The following is a 21,475-nucleotide window of genomic DNA, read 5'->3' on the forward strand; positions in this document are numbered from 1 at the left end:
CAACCAGCTTTTCTAGCTATCTAATTGACTTGCATGACGATGACTTTGGTGGCAATAAAGGTATCGCCAACTTGTTGACTATTCAGCCTTTTTTCTCTGGTTTTACGGAAGCTTCGACTAGAAGTATGCCAATCGATAATGAATTGTTAAAAATAAAAAATACGATGAACCGAAATGAAACCCTCCTAAAGGAAGAAACTCAACGAACAAAGGACTTAATCACTTATTTGGCTCACGACTTGAAGACACCTTTAGCCTCCGTGATCGGCTACCTCAACCTATTATTGGATACAAAAAATTTAACGAACGAACAAATGACTCAGTCTCTGACTATCGCTCTTGAAAAGTCTGAGCGGTTGGAAACACTGATGAATGAATTTTTCGATATTACTCGATTCAATCTTCAAGATATCCAATTGTTTAAACGAGAACTTGACTTTGTGTTCTTATTAAAACAAATCCAGGAAGAATTTTACCCGTTGCTGAAAGAAAAAGGACAAGAGGTTCGTTATATCGGACCGGAAAGCTTGAAAATTGAAGCTTATAGTGAACAGTTAGCCAGAGTATTGAATAATCTGTTGAAAAACGCGATCGCCTACGCACCTGAACATACAATGATCACAATGGAACTATCGGTTTCTGAGCATCAAGCAACCTTTATTCTTGCCAATCAAAGTGAGCCTATCGAACAAGAGCAGCTAGAAGCATTATTTGAAAAGTTTTATCGCCTTGATCAAGCCCGTTCAACAAAAACCGGCGGTGCGGGTCTAGGTCTAGCGATTGCCAAAGAAATCATTCTGGCTCATCAAGGAACGATTCAAGCTGCCAACAAAGATAATGAGATCCAGATGCTTGTTACTTTGCCTTTGGGTAATACAAAAATGAAGGTATCAGAAAGCAACTAAGTTGAAAAGGACGGTCGATACGATTGGAAAAAATACTTTTAGTTGAAGATGAAAAAGAAATTTCAGACCTAATTGTCTTTTATTTGCAGAACGAGAATTTTTTAATAACGACTTGCTCTGATGGGAAATCTGCTCAAGCACAAATTGAACAAAATACATTTTCACTGGCAATTCTTGACGTGATGCTACCGGACATCTCTGGGGTCGAACTTTGTAAAGAAATCCGAAAAAATCATAAATATCCGATCATCATGTTGACCGCAAAAACCGAGGAAATCGATAAGATCACAGGATTGACGATTGGCGCAGACGATTATATTACGAAGCCCTTTCGCCCATTAGAAGTAATTGCCCGAGTGAAGGCCCAGATTCGGCGATCCACTCAGTACAATGGATTTGATAAACACAAATTGATCGTTAAAGATTTGGTATTAGATGTTGATAAACGAAAATGTTTTTTACAGGAAGAGGAGCTTTTTCTAACACCAATCGAATTTTCCATCTTAAAATTATTGATGGAACGACAGGGACAAGTCATTAGCTCTGAAGAAATGTTTCATGAAATTTGGGGCGAAAAATATTATACTTCCTCCAATAATACCATTATGGTCCACATTCGAAATTTAAGAGAAAAAATGCATGACACGCACAAGCAGTCTTCCTATATTAAAACTGTTTGGGGCATTGGCTATAAAATCTAAAGCTAAGATCAGAAAGCGTGGCATAAGTCAGGTAGGCTATACGCACAAAAACACAAGGGACATTCGAAAACCAACAAATTTCGAGTGCTCCTTGTGTTTTTATCTTCGATGTTTTAACTAATTTTTTTCGTTCGTCTAGCTCAATAGCGTGGCTTAGTGAACGGGATTATCTGCTTATTTACAGCGGGCGTCTACCACGATACCCTTTACTGATTGAAACGTTTTCTAAGAAATGATACTCTAAGGATAACAGATGAAAAAGAGGGGAATAACATATGAGGATCGTAATCGTCGGTGGCTCATTTGCGGGCATTCAGACAGCTATTTCTTTGCGCAACGACTGTCCAGAAAGTGAGATAATCATTATTGAGAAGCAAGCGCGGATAGGCTTTATCCCAAATAGTATCAATTTGATCTTAAAAGGGCAATTTCATGAAGAAGCCCATCATTATTGGATGACTAAAGAGCAATTGACTCAAGAACATCAGATAGCAGTACGTGTAGAAACAGAAGTGACTGCGCTAAACAGCGATAAAAAACAAATCCAATTAAATGATGGGGAAATATTGTCTTTCGATTTTCTTGTGATTGCGACAGGCTCACAACAACGCTTCCGTTTTAGTACACAAGAAAACGACACGATTTGGAAAATCAAAGATCCTAAAACTTCGCAACAATTCCACCAACGTATTGGAAGTGCAAAAAAAATCGCAGTGATCGGTGCAGGGCAAGTTGGCTTGGAACTCATCGAAGGATTAGCGAACCTGGGAAAAGAACTTCATCTGTATGAAAGCCAATCGACAGTTTTATTCCGCTATTTTGATCCAGAGATGATCAAGCCGTTGTATCGCGAGCTGAACAATCGAGGTATTCGATATTTCTTAAATGAACAAGTACAAGAAATCATTGAAGCAGAACAAACAAAGATCTTCACGGAAAAAAGAAGTGAGACGTATGATTTAGTCTTGTTAGCAAATTATACTCGACCAGATAATCAATTATGGGAAGAATCTTTGCAATTGAATGATGATGGGACAATCTGGGTAAATGACTACTTGCAAACATCCCAAGAAAATATTTATGCGATCGGCGATGCCATCCAAGTAACCTATCGACCAACGCAAGAAAAGATGTACGTGTCTTTAGTCAACAATGCGATTCGAACGGCGAAGATCGCCAGTAAAAATATCAGTGGGCAACAAAAGAAGGATTTAGGTACGTATCGTCCAATTGGTAATCACTGGTTCGGACATTATTTTGGGAGTGTCGGTTTAACAGCAAGCGAAAGTATCTTTTATGCTGGGGAAATCAACACACAATATTTAACGACCAGAGCTTCTGCTGCGAATCAGGAGTTAATCCAAATAAAAGTGCTATTGACAGAAGAAGGAAAACTGATTGGTGCGCAATGTCATAGCCAATCAGTGATTTTCTATCTTTTAGACCGACTGACTTTAGCAGTTGAGGAAGGATGGACACTCGCAGACCTGGAAGCGCGTGAATTCTTCTTTCAACCAGAGTATCGAGCGCCAACAGCTCTTGTAAAGGTGGTTGATTCTTTCGATGAAGATTGAAGAATTTTTAGAAAAAAAAGAGCAAATCCAAATTGAGATTTTACGAATGCTTGTATTAGAAGGTGGTTCCGCTTCAATCAATGAGTTGCGATCCTCTGTGAAACTATCAAAATCTGCCTTCGACCAATATATCGAAGACCTTGAATTGATCGGTCGTATGATGAAAAAAAAGATTTCTGTCCGAAAAAATGAATTTCAAGTCGTCCTTGAATTAGATGAGCATACGAGTTTAGAAAAAATCATGCTTTTTTTGGTACAACAAAGCGTGAAATATCAGATCTTGACGTATCTTCTTGAACATCAACAAGCTTCAAGTGTTCGTTTGGCAACAGCTTTTACGATCAGTGAATCCTCTGTCTTTAGAAAAACCAAAGAATTAAATCAGTTATTGAAAGAGTTCTCTCTACAAATAAAGAATGGACAAATCCAAGGAGAAGAGCTCCAGATCCGTTATTTTTATTATTCCTTATTTCAATTTTTCCCAGAGTCACAAAGACCACAGTATTTACAAGATACTCCAGATAAGCGTCCGTTGATAGTAGGATTGGCGCATGTGTTGAATACAACTTTTTCCCCACAATCATCGACAAAAATTGCGACATGGATCGGTATTACACGGAAAAGGTTACTGTCAGATAAGATGAAGGTTTCTGGTACAAAAGAGAAAAAAGAACTATATCAAGAAGATCAACTGTACCAGACCATCCATCCGGTGATTTCTTTATATCTTAGTCGAACAGCAGCTGATGTTACGGCGTATGAGTCGATGCTGTTTTATAGTTTTCTCGTTACTTTCTCGGTACTGGAGGAAGAGATATTTTATCAATACGAGTTGACTCGTAGCAAAAAGTTACCTACAGCGGTGTTGGATACGTATATTCGAGAAACCATGCTGTGGCATTATCGACCAAGGCGTCTAAAAATCAAGGAAGAGAAAACAATTGGGTATCACTTGGCACAAATCAATAATGAGTTATACTTTTTTTCTGGCTATTTAACAATCTATGATCCACCACACTTACTCATCCAACAACAACGCATGTTGGGTGATTCGTTGACTCAATTACTTGAACGATTGAAAAAAACGACAGTCGAACAGCTCCCTATGAAAAAATTGACCCATCAAGTTTTGGATAATCTGATGAGTCAATACGCGAATATTTTGATGATGATCGATTTCTATATTGAAAAATCTGTAGTTATTGGCATCGATCTACAATCCTTACCAATCTATCGGGTTGCTTTCCAACAGTTCTTGATTCGAGAGTTAAAGGGGATTAGCGGAATCGTGATCGAAGAAGTCCAACCAGAAAAAAGTTATGATTTTGTGATCACCTTCAATCAAGATAAAAAAGGTCAAGAGTACTATTATCTATCTGAGTTTGCTTCAAGTTATGATATTTTAAGGTTAAAGCAAAAAATCGAGCAAGAGAAAAAAGCCAAAAATTAAAAAACTGTCAAAAAAAAAGTGAATTGCTATTTTTTTGGCAGTTTCTACTCCTTAAATAGGTGTACCATAAAAGTAGTTAAAGAAAGCGTTTGCAAAAATGGAGGAGATCATAATGACAGAATCAACTTATATCATGGCGATTGACCAAGGGACAACAAGCTCACGAGCGATTATCTTTGATAAAAAAGGAAGACACATCGGTAGTTCGCAAAAGGAATTCACGCAATATTTTCCCCGGGAAAGCTGGGTAGAACATGATGCGAATGAAATCTGGAACTCCGTACAATCAGTTATCGCAGGTGCGTTTATTGAATCTGGTATCAAGCCAACACAAATCGCTGGTATTGGTATCACGAATCAACGTGAAACAACAGTGATCTGGGAAAAAGATACAGGACGTCCGATTTATCATGCTGTAGTTTGGCAATCGCGTCAATCAGCTGGTATTGCTAATAAATTAAAAGAAGACGGACACCAAGAGTTTTTCCATGAAAAAACTGGTTTAGTCATTGATGCGTATTTCTCTGCTACTAAGATTCGCTGGATCTTAGACCATGTAGAAGGTGCACAAGAGCGAGCAGAAAAAGGCGAGTTGATGTTTGGAACGATCGATTCTTGGCTTGTTTGGAAGTTGACAGATGGACAAGCGCATGTAACCGATTACTCGAATGCGAGTCGTACAATGTTGTTCAATATCCATGAATTGGATTGGGATCAAGAAATCTTAGATCTACTGAATATTCCGCGAGTGATGTTACCGAAAGTAACCTCAAATTCAGAGGTTTACGGTTATACACAAGGGTATCACTTCTATGGTAGTGAAGCACCGATTTCTGGTATGGCAGGAGACCAACAAGCAGCCTTATTCGGTCAAATGGCTTTTGAGCCAGGAATGGTCAAAAATACGTATGGTACAGGTTCATTTATTGTGATGAACACAGGTGAAAAACCACAATTATCTAAAAACAATCTGTTGACGACGATTGGTTACGGGATAAATGGAAAGGTTTATTATGCGCTAGAAGGGAGTATCTTCGTTGCCGGTTCTTCCATCCAATGGTTGCGTGACGGTCTGCAAATGCTACAAAAAGCGAGTGATTCAGAAGACGCAGCGAAGCGTTCGACTAGTGATGACGAAGTTTACGTCGTACCTGCTTTTGTTGGACTTGGCGCTCCTTACTGGGATCAAGCAGCACGTGGCTCGATGTTTGGTCTTACTCGAGGAACAACGAAAGAGGATATCATTAAGGCGACATTACAATCCATTGCCTACCAAGTTCGAGATATCATCGATACGATGCAAGATGATACAGGCATCCAGATTCCTGTGTTAAAAGTTGATGGAGGTGCAGCCAATAATGAATACTTGATGCAGTTCCAAACAGATATCTTGAATGTACCGATCCAACGTGCCGGTAACTTGGAGACCACTGCATTAGGTGCTGCCTTTCTTGCAGGATTAGCGGTTGGTTATTGGAAAGATACGGATGAAATTCGTGAGTTTTATGAAGCTGGTAAAATCTTCGAGGCGGAAATGCCAGAAGAGCGTAGAGAAAAACTTTATACTGGTTGGAAAAAAGCAGTGAAAGCAACTCAAGCATTTGAGTAAAGGGAGGAACACAAGATGTTTTCAAAAAAAACAAGACAAGATAACATTGACCACATGAAACAAGAAGAATTAGATCTTTTGATTATTGGAGGCGGAATCACTGGTGCAGGTGTCGCAATCCAAGCAGCAGCTTCTGGTATTAAAACCGGTTTGATCGAAATGCAGGATTTTGCAGAAGGAACTTCTTCACGCTCAACCAAGTTAGTTCATGGGGGATTCGTTACCTAAAAACGTTTGATGTTGAAGTGGTAGCAGATACAGTAGGCGAACGTGCAGTGGTACAACAAGTGGCACCGCATATCCCTAAACCAGATCCGATGTTATTGCCGATTTATGAAGGAGAAGGCGCAACGACATTCAATATGTTTTCTGTAAAAGTAGCGATGGATCTTTATGATAAATTAGCAAAAGTAACTGGAACGAAGTATGAAAACTATACGTTGACACCTGAAGAAGTTCTTGAACGTGAGCCGTTTCTTAAAAAAGATGGGTTAACAGGTGCAGGGGTTTACTTGGATTTCCGGAACAATGATTCCCGTTTAGTGATCGATAATATCAAAAAAGCGGCAGAAGACGGAGCATATCTGGTCAGTAAAATGAAAGCTACCGGTTTTATCTATGAAGGCGACCAGATTATCGGAGTCAAAGCGCGTGATTTGTTAAGTGATGAAGTCATTGAGATCCGAGCAAAAGTAGTGATCAACACAAGTGGACCATGGGTGGACAAGATCCGTAACCTGAACTTCAAGCGTGCAATCTCACCAAAAATGCGTCCGACAAAAGGCGTCCATTTAGTGGTAGACGCGAAGAAACTGCCTGTGCCACAGCCTACTTATTTCGATACAGGAAAACAAGATGGTCGGATGGTCTTTGCGATTCCTCGTGAAAATAAAACGTATTTTGGGACAACAGATACCGATTACCAAGGCGATTTTACAGATCCTCAGGTAACACAGGAAGATGTGGATTATTTACTAGATGTGATCAATCATCGTTATCCAGAAGCAAATATCACTTTGGCTGATATCGAATCAAGTTGGGTAGGATTACGTCCGTTATTGATCGGCAATGCTGGTTCTGACTACAACGGTGGTGACAACGGTTCGATCTCTGATAAAAGTTTCCGTAAAGTCGTTGATACGGTGACGGATTACAAAGAAAGCAAGGTATCACGTGTAGAAGTCGAAGATGTGTTGAATCATTTAGAAAGTAGTCGTGATGAAAAAGCACCATCAACTGTTTCTCGCGGTAGTTCATTAGAACGTGAACCAGATGGACTAGTTACTTTATCTGGTGGTAAAATCACTGATTATCGCAAAATGGCAGAAGGCGCGATGAAATTGATCCGTCAACTGTTACAAGAAGAGTATAGTGTAACTGTAAAAGAGATTGATTCCAAGACTTATTCGATCTCAGGCGGCGATTTTGATCCGACGAAACAAGAAGAAATGGTCGAAGAATATACAAAAATCGGTGTGGAAGCAGGTCTTGATGAAAAAGATGCTGCATATATCGCAGATTTCTATGGCACAAATGCGAAACACATCTTTGAATTAGCGAAAGAAATGAGTCCTTATCCAGGATTGACTTTGGCAGAATCTGCGCGTTTGCGTTACGGCTTAGAAAACGAAATGGTTTTAGTTCCAGGTGACTATTTGATTCGCCGTACCAACCATCTACTTTTTGAAAGAGATCAGTTAGATACCATCAAACAACCGATCATTGATGCGATTGCTGCATACTTTGAATGGACAGACGAAGAAAAAGAACGTGAAACGCAACATTTAGAGCAACTGATCGCTGAGTCAGACTTACGTGACCTGAAAGGAGAAAAATAAAATGAATGCAGACATGACCCAAATCATGGGGGAATTTATTGGAACGATGATTTTGATCCTTTTAGGGGACGGCGTATGTGCAGCAGTGAATTTAAACAAAAGTAAAGCGCAAGCCTCTGGTTGGATCGTCATTGCATTTGGTTGGGCAATGGCAGTAACAATGGCAGTCTTTATTTCAGGCTTCATGGGACCTGCTCATTTAAATCCGGCGGTAACACTCGGAATGGCAATGACAGGCGCAATCGGTTGGAACTTAGTTTTCCCATTCATCATTGCGCAATTATTAGGTGCGATCGTTGGTGCGGTACTTGTTTGGTTATCTTATTTGCCACATTGGTCAGCAACAAAGGATCAAGGGGCAATCTTAGGAACCTTTGCGACTGGACCAGCCATCCGCAACTATCCTGCTAACTTTATTACGGAGTTGATTGGTACGTTCGTTTTAGTCTTAGGACTATTGGCATTTGGCCAAACAGAATTTGCTGGTGGAACAAATGTATTTGCTGTTGGAGGATTGATTTTAGCTATCGGGTTATCACTAGGTGGTTCAACAGGCTATGCGATCAATCCAGCTCGTGATCTAGGTCCACGTATCGCTCATGCGATTTTACCAATCGCTAATAAAGGTGGTTCCGACTGGGGTTATTCATGGGTACCGATTGCAGGACCAATGGTTGGTGCAATCGTCGCAGTAGGCATGTACACGTTGATGGTTTAATGAAACAAATTTTCTATATCAAAATAAATGGTTCTCTTGGTCGTTATTCACAAACCAAGAGAACCATTTTTTATTGATCAGCCAAGTCATAATAACAATTAACAAGAGAGACGGTAAATTTACATCAAGCTTTGATAGATGTCGATGATCTCTGACACGTTCGTTTCTCTTGGATTTCCTGGAGTACAGACATCATGGAACGCGTCTTCAGCAATTTTTGCAATATCCGCTTCTTTGACACCTAGTTCGGAAATCGTCGCAGGAATACCAACTTTTTTCGACAAAGCATCAATCGCTTCGCAAGCGGCATCACGAATATCCTCGATGGAACGAGATTCTGCGTCTTTGATGTTCAATGCCTTCGCGATTTCTCGATATTTATTGTCTGTAAACTCTTTGTTGTATTTCATGACCGTTGGTAATAAGACAGCGCAAGCGACGCCGTGGGGGACATCATACCATGCGGATAAAGGATGCGCCATGCCATGCACAAGACCTAAACCAACATTTGAAAAACCCATTCCTGCAAGGTACTGTCCTAAAGCCATATCTTCTCGGCCTTTTGGATCACCATTCACGGAATCGGCTAAACTACGACCGATGATCTCAATGGCTTTGAGATGGAACATATCACTCATTTCCCATGCACCTTTCGTGATCAATCCCTCGATAGCATGAGTCATCGCATCCATCCCAGTTGCCGCACACAAGACTTTCGGCATGCCCATCATCAAATCACTGTCAACAAAGGCAACGATTGGAATATCATGAGGATCAACACATACAAATTTACGAGAACGCTCTTTGTCAGTGATCACATAGTTGATCGTGACTTCAGCGGCCGTACCAGAAGTAGTCGGAACAACTAAGATCGGCAAGCTTGGATGTTTTGTATCTGCCACGCCTTCTAGACTACGGACATCAGAAAATTCTGGATTTGTTACGATGATTCCAATGGCTTTGGCTGTGTCGATCGGCGAACCTCCGCCAATTGCCAGAATCACATCCGCTTTCGCTTCTTGAACGAAAGCCACACCCTCTTTGACATTCTCGATCGTTGGATTAGGTACGATACCGTCGTAGATTTCATAAGCAATCTCTGCCTCATCTAATAAGGTGGTGACTTTTGCTACGACACCGATTTTATGCAGCTCTTTATCGGTGATCACAACTGCTTTTTTGAAATTTCTTGCATGAAATTCCGTTGGGATAGCTGCAATAGCCCCTTTTCCATGATAGGATGTTTCATTTAAAATCATTCGATTTGCCATTTGATTTACTCTCCTTTAGGTAGGTCGGTTTCAGAAATTATATATTCTGATGGATAACGCAGTTTTTTGAAATAATAGGTGCGATCCTTTTTATTGAATGTTCGCACCACATGACAAGGATTTCCTACTGCTAAAGAATTAGCTGGGATATCCTTCGTGACGACACTTCCAGCTCCAATCACTACATGATCACCGATTGTCACCCCAGGCAGTATGGATGTATTTGCACCGATCCAGACGTTGTCGCCGATCGTAACAGGCGCCCCAAATTCTGCTTGGTACTCTTGACGTAAAACAGGATCTAAGGCATAGCCGGCTGTGTAGATCCCCACATTTGGAGCAAGCAAGACGTCTCTACCAATCGTGATCGGAGCAACATCAAGCAAGGTGCAATTATTATTTGCTAAAAAGTTTTCTCCAACGGTGATGTTGATTCCATAGTCGCAATGAAAGGGTTGTTCAACAAAGAGTTTGTCCCCAGTTTGCTTGAACATTTTTTTGATTAATTGCTGACGTTCCGCTAATTTTCGGGGATGGATATGATTGAATTCATAAAGGAGATCTCTCGTGACCAAACGAAGTTGCAATAATTCTTCATCTTGATGATAGACCTCACCAACAATCATTTTTTCGATATTGGATTTCATTTTGCACCTCACGATTGTTAATCGTTCAAATAGCCAGCACGTGGGACAACTCCAAACGCATCAGCCAGTAATTTCAAATTGCCATCTTCTAACGTTTGTTTGATGCCACCTTGAGCCATGACAATCGTATAGACTTGAGCAGCTTTTTCAGCTGTTTCAATCAAACCAAATGTTTCATCCATATCTTTTCCAGAACCATAGATCCCATGTTGTGGCCAAACGACTAAACGGGTTTCTTTCATTTTTGCAGCAGTTGCTTCGCCGATTTCATTCGAACCGGGAACTAACCATGGAATGACCGAGATGCCTTCTGGGAAGACAACTAAGCACTCGGTACACATTTGCCATAATGTACGAGTAAATGCTCGTTCAGAAAGTGGATGGCTAAAAGTCATGGCTAACAAGTGTGTTGCGTGACAATGCATGACGATGCGGTTATCTGGATCGACACTTAATCGAGCAATATGGCTCATGAAATGACTTGGTAACTCAGAAGTTGGAACAGCATCAGGGATTAATCCCCATAAAATATCGATTGCGTGACCATCTGCGGTCACACGGATCAAGCCAAGATTTTCTTCTGGTGCTTCCTGTACATTTTTAAAATATTTTCCAGACCCTGTCACTAAGAAATATCTTCCGGCTAATTGTTGGGCATCAAATAGCAACGGCAGTGTTCGTAAAACTTTCGTAGGGTCGATAAAAGGTAAGACTTGTGCTTCTTCTAATAAATAGGTGATATTCCCACCATTACGTTCATCCCATCCTAGGCGGTACATATTGGTTGTTGCTTGAATCATCTCTTGTACAAATGGAGCAGTGAGCATCGCTAATTTTTTCACGAGTGAGACCTCTTTTCTTTTTCTGATGAATAGAAGGAACATGTAGTATAGTTATTTTGTAAATCAACAGAAAGAACCTCAAAATCAGTTAGACGGATTCTCGAAGGCTTCTGTTGATCGGCGAGGGGCTTTTTTACAACTTGATAGATAGTGTTCATGAAGCAACACTTCGGTCATAAGCCAGAAAAATCAAAAATGAACCAGCCATTTTCGATTTTCAGTCTTATGCCTTAGTGCAGATTGCTTCTTTCACGACCTAATAAATGGTGTTCGAAAGCCAACTCCTTCAATATTAAATCAAAAATTGAAAAAAGATGAGAAACTATTTTCTCGATTTCCGTCTTAATACTCGGAGCTGAACGGCTTTCTCACGACCTATGATAAACGGTGTTCAAGAAGCTGACCTTCAACATTAAGCTAAAAAATCATAAAATATGAGGAGCTATTTTTTGATTTTCTATCTTACTGCTCAGGCCAGAACGCTTCTTTCACAACCTCTTACTTTGTACGTCTTTTTCGTACTGTAGGACTTCTTGGTACCAGTCCATGCCTACTGGGACGTTGTTGATTTCACAGAAGTAATTCCAAACGTCAGCGTATGGGAAATCTTTTAATTCTTCAGTGAAGGCTAAGCGTTTGGTGAAGTCGAAGTTTAGTTCGGCTTCTTTTAATTCTTCGATTGGTTCAAGCATGGCTTTTAACAATGCTTTTTGCGTATTTCTTGTGCCGATTGCCCATGCGGCGATCCGGTTGATGGTTGCATCAAAGAAATCGAGACCGATCGCTGTTTTTTCAAGTAAATGATTGCGGACTAATTCTTTGCCGATTTCTTGTAATTCATCATCCATGATCACCACATGGTCTGAATCCCAACGCACAGGACGAGAGACGTGAAGCATGATCCCTTTTGAGAATAAGGCTAAAGACGAAAGTTTGTTGGAGATGACTTCAGTTGGATGGAAGTGTCCTGCGTCTAGGCAGATCAATTTGTTACGTGTCAATCCATAGCCCATATAAAATTCGTGTGAACCTACTGTGTAAGCTTCGGCACCAAGTCCGAATAGTTTGGATTCCACGGCATCTTGTGTATATTCTTCGTTGAGTTCTTCTGAGAAAATCTCATCTAAAGATTCCATCAACCGTTGGCGTGGAGATAGGCGGTCGATTGGATTGTCTTTCATTCCATCAGGCATCCAAAAATTATCGATACACGTTTGTCCGATTTCTTTTCCCATATACTCGGCGATTTTACGAGCGCGTTTCCCATGTTCGATCCAGTAATCCCGTACTTCTTTGTCTGGATGAGCAAGTGTCAAGCCATCTTTCATCATTGGGTGAGAGAAGAAGGTTGGGTTGAAATCAAGACCGATCCCTTGTTTTTTTGCCCATGCGACCCATTTCTCGAAATGTTTTGGTTCGATCTCATTTAAATCGACCGGTTCATCTGTATCTAGATACATGGCATGTAAGTTCAATTTATGATTCCCAGGAATCAATGAGAAAGCTTTTTCTAAATCTTGGCGTAATTGGTCCGGCGTATGTGCGGCTCCAGGATAGTTTCCTGTAGCCATGATGCCGCCAGTCAGTTCTCCATCTGGCGTCAAAAATCCTTTGACATCATCGCCTTGCCAACAATGCATCGAAATTTTTACTTCTGCGAGTTTCTGCAAGACCTCTTCAGTATCGACACCGATACTCGCATATTTTGCTTTGGCTTCTTCATAACGTTCTTTGACATTCATCATATTGAATCTCTCCTTTTATATTAAAAATTCTTTATATCTAGCAAGTGCTTGTGTCATTTCCTCGGTATGTCGAGGGTGAAAAGTGGTTAATGAAACAGAATCTCTGATCGCTTTACGCGCCAGTTGCAACGTACCGTAGCCGTTCGTTGCAATCATTTGGACCATTAGATTGCCAATCGCGGTCGCTTCGTCTGGTCCAGCTTCGACTTCGATATTGCAAATATCGGCTGTCAGCTGATTGAGGAAAGTATTATTTGAACCCCCACCGACAATGTGTAGTTTATGAAATTCATTTCCGGTGATCCGCGCTAAGTTCTCTAGTTCGAGGGCATAGCACAAAGCTAAGTTGTCATAGATACAACGAGCCAGTTGACCAGGGGTTTGAGGGATAGATTGGTTTGTTTCTTTACAATAATCTTGTAATTCTTGAATCATATTTTGGGGATTCAAGAAACGTGGGTCGTTGACATTGATCAATTGTTGGAAAGGCGCTTCCTGTTCTGCCAGTTCTGCCAATTCAGCAAAACTATAGGCACCATCTTGCAAACGAGCAACTTCTTGGATTAACCACATACCCATGATGTTTTTTAAGAAGCGAATGGTTCCTTGCACACCCCATTCATTTGTAAAGTTAGCTTCAAATGCTTCTTTTGTTGAAATGCCTTCAGGAATCTCTACACCCATCAACGACCAAGTGCCTGAACTGATGTATGCCCAATCTTTGCCTGTTGCCGGTGTGCCGACGACTGCTGAAGCTGTGTCGTGAGATGCAATTGTGATAAATGTTGCTTTTGGTAAATCATATTTAGGAAATTGGTCTGTTTGCAATTCGCCTAGGATCTGTCCTGGATCTGTAATCCGTGGGAAAAGCGTATCATCAATACCTAAAACGGCTAAAATATCGGGGTCCCATTTCCGCGTTTTTAAGTTCAGAAGCTGCATGGTGGAAGCATTTGTTTTTTCAGTGACAGCTTTTCCTGTGAAAAGATAGCCGAGTAAATCGGGCATCAATAATAAGTGATGGGCATTTGCTAACGTTTCATTTTTTTCAACAAGTAATTGGAATACTGTATTGAATGGCTGTAGTTGGATACCTGTTTTTTGATAAAGTTTGTCTAGTGGTAACTTTTGATCAAAGTGCGAGATTGCTTCTTTCGTACGATCATCCCGATAGCTGGTTGGGTCATCGAGCAAATTGCCATCAGCATCAAGCAAGCCATAATCAACGCCCCAAGTATCGATGCCCACATAACATTCGGTGATTCCTTGTCGTTTAGCTTTCTCGAATCCTTTTAAGATTTCTGTGATTAAATGTGTCAATGGCCATTTTGCGACACCATCGACTTTTTCGAAGCCATTCTTGAAGCGATGGACTTCCTGTAATTTAAAAATGCCTAATTCGTTCAGATTGGCATGGATCAAACGGCCACTAGATGCGCCAATATCGATTGCAAGATAATTCATCAACATTCCTCCAATTTGTTTTTGCTTGAATCAATGAAAACTAGACTTCATTTGGGAGTGGCTTCTTTTTAAAAGTAAGGAGAAGAAAAAGAATACCTAAAACAGTCATCAAAATACAGCCATTGATAAAAATATTTTGTAAAGCATCCGAACCGATACCGAATGTCTCCAATAATTGATGCCCATATGGTGAAACAAAATTACCGATATTGGCTAAGACGAGAATAAAAGAAGTGGTACTTGCTTTGGCTGACTGTGGAACTAAACGAGTGGCATCGTTGAAGATGTAAGGAACAAATAAAGCAAATGCGATACCATTGAGTGCTGCCCCTATACCGATCATAAATAAATGATTGGCTGTCAAGATGAGGAACAAGCTTGCTGCCATGATGAAAAAAGAAATAGGCAACGTCCATCGTTTCAATCCTTTGTAAATCAACCCGAATAAGAAACCAGCAACCATGTTAGCAATCTGCATAAAAGAAAGAAGCGTTCCGGCATCTGATTCTGTTCCTAGATTTTCAGTCACGATGAAGGTTGAAAGCTTAACGACAACGATCATGTAGAAAATACAGAGAAAGAAGATCAAAATGCCATACATGATCGTGGTAGGACGGAGTGCCCCTTTTGCTGATAGTTCTTTTTTGGAAGTGGGGTTTTCTTTTTTTATTGGTGGTTCGGGGACGAAAGCCATAAATAAGAAGATGATCGGAATGGTGATCAAGTAAACTAAGAATACTTTTTGCCAGCCAAAAGTGAGGAGACGTCCGGCAGTGAAGGTCATGACTGCCGCTCCTAACCCTTGAAAGGCGGATTGGAAGCCAATCAATGTGGCAGCTTCTTCGCCTTCAAAAAATTCACTGATCATACTGACCGCCAACGAATTGAAGAGACCAAAGCCAGCACCTAATGATGCGCGAGAGATCATCAATAAATAGAAGTTGGCAGTGAAGACAGGTAACACGCCAGCAACTCCAGCAAGCAACAACCCAAGTAAGACAGTTTGTTTCTGTCCGATGGCTTTTGCAATCAAACTACTCAAAGCAATAAAAATCACAACAGTTAGTTGAGGAATGGTCATCAGTAGTTCGACGGATGAAGCCGATTGATCATTGAAGTAGCCTAACATCATCGGTAAAGCAGATGCGATAGCAGTATTCGACGTTAAAACTAAGGAAATGGATAACAGTGACAGTTTCATCAACCAAGTCTTTCTCATAGCTTGTTCCTCCAGATGAAGATGTATTTGTTGCACTCATCATATCTTGTAACCCTTTTCACAACAATGTCAGTATGTTACTATATTGGTGTCAAATTTACATATCAAGGGGGAGGAAAACCATGAATCCTTTTGTACAAAAGATCTTTCTGCCGTATACACCCGAAGAGATAGAACAGCAAAAGACAAGGCAATGGATCAAGGAATTTGAAGGAGAAAACTTAGATGAACAGGACAAACAATTCAAATTAGACGATCATCATCTTTTTCAAGAAAATAATATTTTGATTCGCCAACATCGACGCTTTGCGCATTATCCACTACATTCCCACCATTTTTTAGAATTCAATTATATGTATTGCGGTACTTCAGAACAGATCGTCAACGGTCTGCCAATCACTTTGAAAGAAGGACAATTATTACTTTTAGATACAAATAGTCGCCATGAACTGATGCCTTTGGGTGAACATGATATTTTGCTGAATTTCTTATTCAAAACGAATGATATCAACATCGATCTTCTGAAAAAAATCGATAATCGCAGTGGGGGATTGACCTATAATTTTTTAATGAATGCCATTTTAGAACCCGGCTATAATGAAACACATCTTTTGTTACACTTAGCAAAAGAACCAGAGATCCAAGTCACCTTGGATCAAATGATCCTCGAATATTTTTCAAAAAAACATCTAGGAAATGAAATCATGAACGCTTTTTCACAAGTGTTATTTTTACAGCTTTCTAGGGTGTATCATTCGCAATTAGCAAAGATATATAAAAAAGATGGACAAAGTAATTTGATGATCAAAATCCTGCAACGGATCGAAAGTGACTATCGAACATTGAACCTAAAAAGATTGGCAGAGGAGTTAGGGTATAATCCGAATTATTTATCTAATTTGATAAAACAACAGACAGGTAAATCCTTCAAACAGTTGATGACAAACCAACGCTTACATGAAGCGCAGGATCTAATTAGATCTACCCGTTTTTCGATTGAGGAGATTGCGGCTAGTGTAGGTTTTTCCAATAAAACACATTTTTACAAAAAATATCGAGAATATTTTGGGGATACGCCGATCGCCATTCGTAAACGACGTTGAGGACGTGGGCGATACATAAAAAAACAACTGCGAAACGCTGTTAAAGCGTAGATCGCAGTTGTTTTTTTATTAATACAACATAGTTAAAACATTTTTTGGTACTTGCTTTTCATTAATCGTTGTTGGTCCAGAGGTTACTCGTTTTTGGCTGACCTCTGCTTTGACAAAACTATTTGGTTCTAATGGTGTTGGATTTTCTGAGGCGATTGTATAAGGCAATTTGACCGTTTTGCCATCTTTAGTGACAAAGGTCAATTCATAGTCATATGCTTTCCAATTCCACATTTTCTCTCCGCTAGAACTCAACGCATCAGTTAATGGTGGTACTGTTTCTGGTACTTTTGCATAGGCAACCTGGCTGTTGTAGGTTTGATCATAATATTGATAACCTTTGTAACCACCAAATAACAACAATAAGAGAGCAATTGTTCCAATCAATTTTTTCATCATATCCATCCTTTTATGATTCTTGATATATCCAATTATCGCCGATTGATAAAGTGTTTGAAAATCGAAAAACGTGACAATTTTGAAATATTATTAAAATAATGCCATTCAGACTCGTTCAGTATCTGTTTGACATTCTGACAACCGCTTGCTATAGTAAAAAGGAAAAATAAATAAAACCTAGATGAACGAGGTATTTTGATGAGTGTAGTAGGTATCTAATCGAGTAAGTTGAATAACCAATAAAGCAGTAGGCTTATTTGGTGTGCTTATAGATGGTACCTGTCTGAAACATTTCTTGTAATCAAATCAAGGGGAGGACATGTCTTATTTTAGCTGTGTCCTGCCCTTTTATTCTATTTTAGTTTAGGTCTTTATTTATTTTGGGGACAGGTATCTCTTCAAGAAAAGGAGAGAATATGAATCATACAATCAAACAATTACAATTTGAACAAATTAGAAAAGAAGTGGTTGCCCGAGCAATCGGAGATCACACGAAAGAACGTCTGGCAGAAATGTCAATCCCGACAAATCTTCAGACCGTAGAAACAAGACAAACAGAAACGAAAGAAGCCCGTACGATTTTAGAAAGTAGCCAGCACGTGCCCTTTATGGGGCTGACACGAATTGTGGCATTAACTGACCAAGTGAAAAAAGGTTTGATATTAAGCCCCGCTGAATTGATTGAATACGCCGATTTTTTAAGAAGCAGTCGAATGATCACTCGCTTTTTTGAAAAAAACCAATATCAAACGCCATTACTGTATGCGTACAGTAAAAATCTACCGGATCTTCAATCGATAGAGGACTTAGTTTATGAACAAATCAAGAACCAACAAGTCGCAGATGAAGCATCGAGAAATCTACGTAAAGTACGCAAACAAATCCAAACGGTAGAAAAAGAAATCCAAGATCGTTTGTTAAAATTTTTGCGACATCCTGGGAATAAAGAAATGATCCAAGAAGCGATGATCGTCCAAAAAGGGGAACACGCAACGATCCCAATCAAAGCGAGTTATAAAAATAAAGTAGCCGGAACGATCATTGAACAGTCGAATAAAGGCACGACGGTATTTATCGAACCAACAGTAGTCGCTAAAGCAAGCGTACAACATCAATTATTGAAAGCAGAAGAAATTGCTGAAGAATATCAAATTCTAGCTAGCTTGACTGGCGCATTAGCTGAAAATGAACAGGCAATCGATCAAATCATCGAGACGGTCACCGTTTTTGATATTATTTTCGCACGTGGAAAATACAGTAGAGAGATCAATGGCATCACACCTATCATCAATAAATCAGAACGCATCCATCTGAAACAAGCGAGACATCCACTGTTATCAGAAAAAGCTGTTCCCTTAGATTTTGATTTGGGTGCAGAATATCGTGGTTTAGTGATCACAGGTGCAAATGCTGGTGGGAAAACAGTTGTTTTGAAAACAGTCGGATTGCTGACGTTGATGGCAATGTTTGGTCTGCAAGTACCAGCAAAAGATGGAACAGAGCTTGCCGTATTCGACGAAGTCTTTGTCGATGTCGGCGACCAACAAGATTTAGCGAATGCATTGAGTACTTTTTCTGGACATATGCAAAATATCGCACAGATTTTGAATAAAGTGGGTAGGAATACCCTAGTTTTACTTGATGAGATCGGTAGTGGAACAGAACCAACGGAAGGGGCAGCTTTAGCAATCGCGATCATGTCTGCGATTTACGAGAAAGGTGCGCTGATGGTTGCAACGACCCATTACGGCGAAATCAAAGAGTTTGCGGAACGACATGAAGATTTTGTGCCGGCAGCAATGGCTTTTGACCGAGAAGCCTTACAACCAAAGTATCAATTACAGGTAGGGAAAACAGGGGAAAGCCAAGCATTGTGGATCGCTAAAAAAATGCAAATGTCAGAGGACTTGATCCAACAAGCTCAGCAGTATCTTTCTACGAAAGACTATTCAAGGGAAAAACGCCTATTCAAACAACAGGTGAAGAAGCAAGAAGTCAAGAACGAAGAAAAGGTTTTATTTTCAAAAGGGGATCGGGTATATGCCACCCAATACAAAAAAGAAGCATTAGTCTTTGAAGATACTGGCGAAGAAACGATCGTGATTTTTGTCGATAACCACAAAGAAACGGTCCTTCGCCAGCGTCTCCTTTTAAAAATGAGAGCAGAAGAACTTTATCCTGTAGGCTATGAGATCGATCATCTATTTACAGATTTTAAAACGAGAAAATGGGAGCGAGATATCGAACGTGGTTCAAAAAAAGCCCACAAAAAATTATTAAAAGAAACCCGTCAGCGTTAGGCTGCGCGAAATGAAAACTCCGAAAAAAAATAATAACAGATTCACAATGGCATACGAAGGATTGGAAGAGCTCGCAATAAAAAACCGACAATTAATTGGTTACACGTGGAAAGTACGGTAAAATAGATGAAATGACATTTTGGGAGTTGTTAAGTAATGAATGGAGCATCTGATTGGCGAAAAGAAATTCGCACGATTCCGAATCTACTATCGATTATAAGAATTCTTTTATTGCCTTTTTATTTGTATTTTATGAGTAAGCAAGCTTTCTATCTGGCTGGATCGATCATCCTCTTTTCAGGAGTCACAGACTTTTTAGATGGATACATCGCCCGAAGATTCAATCAGATCACAGAACTTGGAAAAGTTCTTGATCCAATCGGTGATAAGTTGACCCAATTGGTCTTGATCATCTCCATGGCATGGGAACGTCCGTATATCTGGCTCGTTTTAGTTTTATTTATTGTGAAAGAAGCATTTATGCTGATTGCTGGGATCGTTGCTTTGCGTAAACAGGTCAAATTAGATGGAGCAAAGTGGTATGGTAAATGGGCGACAGCTGTGATTTATGTAGGGATGATCTTGCTGTTACTTTTCCCGGCGATTCCTGAAGGATGGGTCATGGTCATATTTGCAATCATTACCTACAGTTTGGCTCAGTCCTTTGTTTTATATGCTTTGGAGTATCATAAACTACTAAAGCGCTAGGTAGTTTGGTGTATCTTATTGTTGTAACAGCGAATGAGAAGAGCACCGTGGCAATTTAAGTGAAGAATTTATCGAAAATCAATCGAAGTCAAAACTGGCTGAGATTGATTTTTTTTAGTTTAAGAATAAAATCAACTTAATGAAAAAAATAGCTGGTAATATGCCGAAGCATAGACGTAGTAATGATTCAAGAGTAAATATTTCAAGGAGTTAGGCAATATGTGAAGTTGAAATTACACAGAGAAGCCTATATGATTTTATTATAATCTATTCGAGAAGCAGATAGTTCACAAAAAAAATAAGGTCGATTCAATCAGTCGCAAGTACATATTTTAGGTTTTACTATCAATCATCAGAAGGAGAGGTAATTTATGAATCTATCAAATATTCAATCTAGTGAAGAATACTTAAAACATTATGGAGAATTCATGGAAAACTGTTTTTCCATCAACTATCCACTTTTAGCTTCTTTTTACAAAGAACTTCATCATCGTTTTTTAGAGGTCGTCTCTCAAAAGGACGGTCCTGTGTTTGAGCAATTACAAGAGCTGTTAGGGATCGATGCACAGCTACAGATACTTTACGAAATGGCGGAATGTATCGAATCGTTGAAATTAGAAATGAATGAAGAGAAAATCATTGAAATGATCAAGAGAGATAGCTTCTCTTTTTATAGAGAACGGATAGGGTTAACGAAGAAAGATCCTATTCCACGCGGATTGATCTATCTGAGTGAAAAATAGCCAGTCAAGTTTACAGCTATTTTTCTATCAAGGGAAAAGATTCGACATAGTTTTTAATACACATGATCAGCGACTGTTTATCTAGTAGAACATCTCTTTTGTCCTATTCTTGTGACAATTATCATGTATTCTATAATGGATTGGATTTTAATATACAAAAAAAGCTGTGACCTAAGTGTTCAGCTCTG

General features: G+C 39.7%; 17 protein-coding genes and 1 pseudogene. 11 read left to right on the forward strand and 7 right to left on the reverse strand.

All coding sequences use genetic code 11. The features are described 5' to 3' along the window. The first annotated feature begins 29 nt into the window (after positions 1 to 29). The 7 genes and pseudogenes from CYK55_RS02115 to CYK55_RS02145 all read left to right on the forward strand — a co-directional run bounded on the left by CYK55_RS02115 (position 30) and on the right by CYK55_RS02145 (position 8,795). Positions 30 to 905: a sensor histidine kinase gene (locus CYK55_RS02115; protein WP_051536313.1), complete on the forward strand. Its 876-nt coding sequence runs from the start codon at positions 30 to 32 to the stop codon at positions 903 to 905. A gap of 23 nt (positions 906 to 928) precedes the next feature. Next, a complete protein-coding gene (locus CYK55_RS02120) occupies positions 929 to 1,606 on the forward strand; it encodes a response regulator transcription factor (RefSeq protein WP_034690584.1) in 678 nt (225 codons plus the stop codon). Positions 1,607 to 1,881: 275 nt separating this feature from the next. After that, positions 1,882 to 3,180, forward strand: coding sequence for an NAD(P)/FAD-dependent oxidoreductase (locus CYK55_RS02125; RefSeq protein WP_034690586.1), 1,299 nt, complete (start codon positions 1,882 to 1,884; stop codon positions 3,178 to 3,180). Then, entirely contained in the window at positions 3,170 to 4,630 is a 1,461-nt protein-coding gene (locus tag CYK55_RS02130) for a helix-turn-helix domain-containing protein (protein ID WP_034690588.1), read from the forward strand. The genes CYK55_RS02125 and CYK55_RS02130 overlap by 11 nt, the downstream gene beginning before the upstream one ends. A gap of 112 nt (positions 4,631 to 4,742) precedes the next feature. After that, the gene (gene glpK, locus CYK55_RS02135) at positions 4,743 to 6,239 is read left to right on the forward strand and encodes a glycerol kinase GlpK (RefSeq protein WP_034690589.1); all 1,497 of its coding nucleotides are present in this window, start codon (positions 4,743 to 4,745) and stop codon (positions 6,237 to 6,239) included. Between the two features lie 54 nt (positions 6,240 to 6,293). Further along, a pseudogene (gene glpO, locus CYK55_RS02140) lies at positions 6,294 to 8,077 on the forward strand (type 1 glycerol-3-phosphate oxidase). A gap of 1 nt (position 8,078) precedes the next feature. After that, complete coding sequence (locus CYK55_RS02145; protein ID WP_010736418.1) at positions 8,079 to 8,795, forward strand: MIP/aquaporin family protein; 717 nt, start codon at positions 8,079 to 8,081, stop codon at positions 8,793 to 8,795. A gap of 119 nt (positions 8,796 to 8,914) precedes the next feature. Here CYK55_RS02145 and fucO read toward each other — a convergent pair whose 3' ends face one another. The 6 genes from fucO to CYK55_RS02175 all read right to left on the reverse strand — a co-directional run bounded on the left by fucO (position 8,915) and on the right by CYK55_RS02175 (position 15,983). Continuing rightward, the gene (fucO, locus tag CYK55_RS02150) at positions 8,915 to 10,066 is read right to left on the reverse strand and encodes a lactaldehyde reductase (protein WP_034690591.1); all 1,152 of its coding nucleotides are present in this window, start codon (positions 10,064 to 10,066) and stop codon (positions 8,915 to 8,917) included. 5 nt (positions 10,067 to 10,071) lie between these two features. Further along, positions 10,072 to 10,713 (reverse strand): sugar O-acetyltransferase, encoded by a 642-nt coding sequence (locus CYK55_RS02155; protein WP_126133868.1) that lies wholly within the window; start codon positions 10,711 to 10,713, stop codon positions 10,072 to 10,074. 17 nt (positions 10,714 to 10,730) lie between these two features. Beyond that, positions 10,731 to 11,555: a rhamnulose-1-phosphate aldolase gene (rhaD, locus tag CYK55_RS02160; RefSeq protein WP_034690595.1), complete on the reverse strand. Its 825-nt coding sequence runs from the start codon at positions 11,553 to 11,555 to the stop codon at positions 10,731 to 10,733. A 488-nt stretch (positions 11,556 to 12,043) separates the two neighbouring features. Beyond that, positions 12,044 to 13,300 carry an L-rhamnose isomerase gene (rhaA, locus tag CYK55_RS02165; protein ID WP_126133869.1) on the reverse strand — a complete coding sequence of 419 codons (1,257 nt, stop codon included), beginning with the start codon at positions 13,298 to 13,300 and terminating at the stop codon, positions 12,044 to 12,046. Between the two features lie 15 nt (positions 13,301 to 13,315). Further along, positions 13,316 to 14,764 carry a rhamnulokinase gene (rhaB, locus tag CYK55_RS02170; protein ID WP_034690600.1) on the reverse strand — a complete coding sequence of 483 codons (1,449 nt, stop codon included), beginning with the start codon at positions 14,762 to 14,764 and terminating at the stop codon, positions 13,316 to 13,318. A 40-nt stretch (positions 14,765 to 14,804) separates the two neighbouring features. After that, positions 14,805 to 15,983 (reverse strand): MFS transporter, encoded by a 1,179-nt coding sequence (locus tag CYK55_RS02175; protein ID WP_051536318.1) that lies wholly within the window; start codon positions 15,981 to 15,983, stop codon positions 14,805 to 14,807. A gap of 122 nt (positions 15,984 to 16,105) precedes the next feature. Here CYK55_RS02175 and CYK55_RS02180 point away from each other — a divergent pair, with 122 nt between their 5' ends. Then, positions 16,106 to 17,086: an AraC family transcriptional regulator gene (locus CYK55_RS02180; protein ID WP_034690601.1), complete on the forward strand. Its 981-nt coding sequence runs from the start codon at positions 16,106 to 16,108 to the stop codon at positions 17,084 to 17,086. 69 nt (positions 17,087 to 17,155) lie between these two features. Here CYK55_RS02180 and CYK55_RS02185 read toward each other — a convergent pair whose 3' ends face one another. Beyond that, complete coding sequence (locus CYK55_RS02185; RefSeq protein ID WP_034690118.1) at positions 17,156 to 17,533, reverse strand: DUF1093 domain-containing protein; 378 nt, start codon at positions 17,531 to 17,533, stop codon at positions 17,156 to 17,158. A 419-nt stretch (positions 17,534 to 17,952) separates the two neighbouring features. On the opposite strand from CYK55_RS02185, the gene CYK55_RS02190 reads away from it, so the two are divergent. The 3 genes from CYK55_RS02190 to CYK55_RS02200 all read left to right on the forward strand — a co-directional run bounded on the left by CYK55_RS02190 (position 17,953) and on the right by CYK55_RS02200 (position 21,287). Then, complete coding sequence (locus CYK55_RS02190) at positions 17,953 to 19,836, forward strand: endonuclease MutS2 (protein WP_126133870.1); 1,884 nt, start codon at positions 17,953 to 17,955, stop codon at positions 19,834 to 19,836. A 156-nt stretch (positions 19,837 to 19,992) separates the two neighbouring features. Continuing rightward, the gene (locus CYK55_RS02195; RefSeq protein ID WP_034690115.1) at positions 19,993 to 20,544 is read left to right on the forward strand and encodes a CDP-alcohol phosphatidyltransferase family protein; all 552 of its coding nucleotides are present in this window, start codon (positions 19,993 to 19,995) and stop codon (positions 20,542 to 20,544) included. Between the two features lie 371 nt (positions 20,545 to 20,915). After that, on the forward strand, positions 20,916 to 21,287 hold the full coding sequence (locus CYK55_RS02200) for a DUF7006 family protein (RefSeq protein WP_126133871.1): 372 nt from the start codon (positions 20,916 to 20,918) through the stop codon (positions 21,285 to 21,287). Positions 21,288 to 21,475 lie beyond the last annotated feature (188 nt).

Origin of the sequence: Enterococcus mundtii, assembly GCF_003957375.1 — a bacterium.
Lineage (GTDB): Bacteria > Bacillota > Bacilli > Lactobacillales > Enterococcaceae > Enterococcus_B > Enterococcus_B spodopteracolus.

Bases quoted from the DNA above. Each gene is read 5' to 3' on its own strand.
- rhaB (WP_034690600.1), bottom strand. From the start codon at position 14,764: ATGAATTATCTTGCAATCGATATTGGCGCATCTAGTGGCCGTTTGATC.
- CYK55_RS02195 (WP_034690115.1), top strand. From the start codon at position 19,993: ATGAATGGAGCATCTGATTGGCGAAAAGAAATTCGCACGATTCCGAAT.
- CYK55_RS02130 (WP_034690588.1), top strand. From the start codon at position 3,170: ATGAAGATTGAAGAATTTTTAGAAAAAAAAGAGCAAATCCAAATTGAG.
- CYK55_RS02180 (WP_034690601.1), top strand. From the start codon at position 16,106: ATGAATCCTTTTGTACAAAAGATCTTTCTGCCGTATACACCCGAAGAG.
- rhaA (WP_126133869.1), bottom strand. From the start codon at position 13,300: ATGATGAATGTCAAAGAACGTTATGAAGAAGCCAAAGCAAAATATGCG.
- CYK55_RS02155 (WP_126133868.1), bottom strand. From the start codon at position 10,713: ATGAAATCCAATATCGAAAAAATGATTGTTGGTGAGGTCTATCATCAA.
- glpK (WP_034690589.1), top strand. From the start codon at position 4,743: ATGACAGAATCAACTTATATCATGGCGATTGACCAAGGGACAACAAGC.
- CYK55_RS02200 (WP_126133871.1), top strand. From the start codon at position 20,916: ATGAATCTATCAAATATTCAATCTAGTGAAGAATACTTAAAACATTAT.
- CYK55_RS02125 (WP_034690586.1), top strand. From the start codon at position 1,882: ATGAGGATCGTAATCGTCGGTGGCTCATTTGCGGGCATTCAGACAGCT.
- CYK55_RS02145 (WP_010736418.1), top strand. From the start codon at position 8,079: ATGAATGCAGACATGACCCAAATCATGGGGGAATTTATTGGAACGATG.
- CYK55_RS02175 (WP_051536318.1), bottom strand. From the start codon at position 15,983: ATGAGAAAGACTTGGTTGATGAAACTGTCACTGTTATCCATTTCCTTA.
- CYK55_RS02185 (WP_034690118.1), bottom strand. From the start codon at position 17,533: ATGAAAAAATTGATTGGAACAATTGCTCTCTTATTGTTGTTATTTGGT.
- CYK55_RS02190 (WP_126133870.1), top strand. From the start codon at position 17,953: ATGAATCATACAATCAAACAATTACAATTTGAACAAATTAGAAAAGAA.
- fucO (WP_034690591.1), bottom strand. From the start codon at position 10,066: ATGGCAAATCGAATGATTTTAAATGAAACATCCTATCATGGAAAAGGG.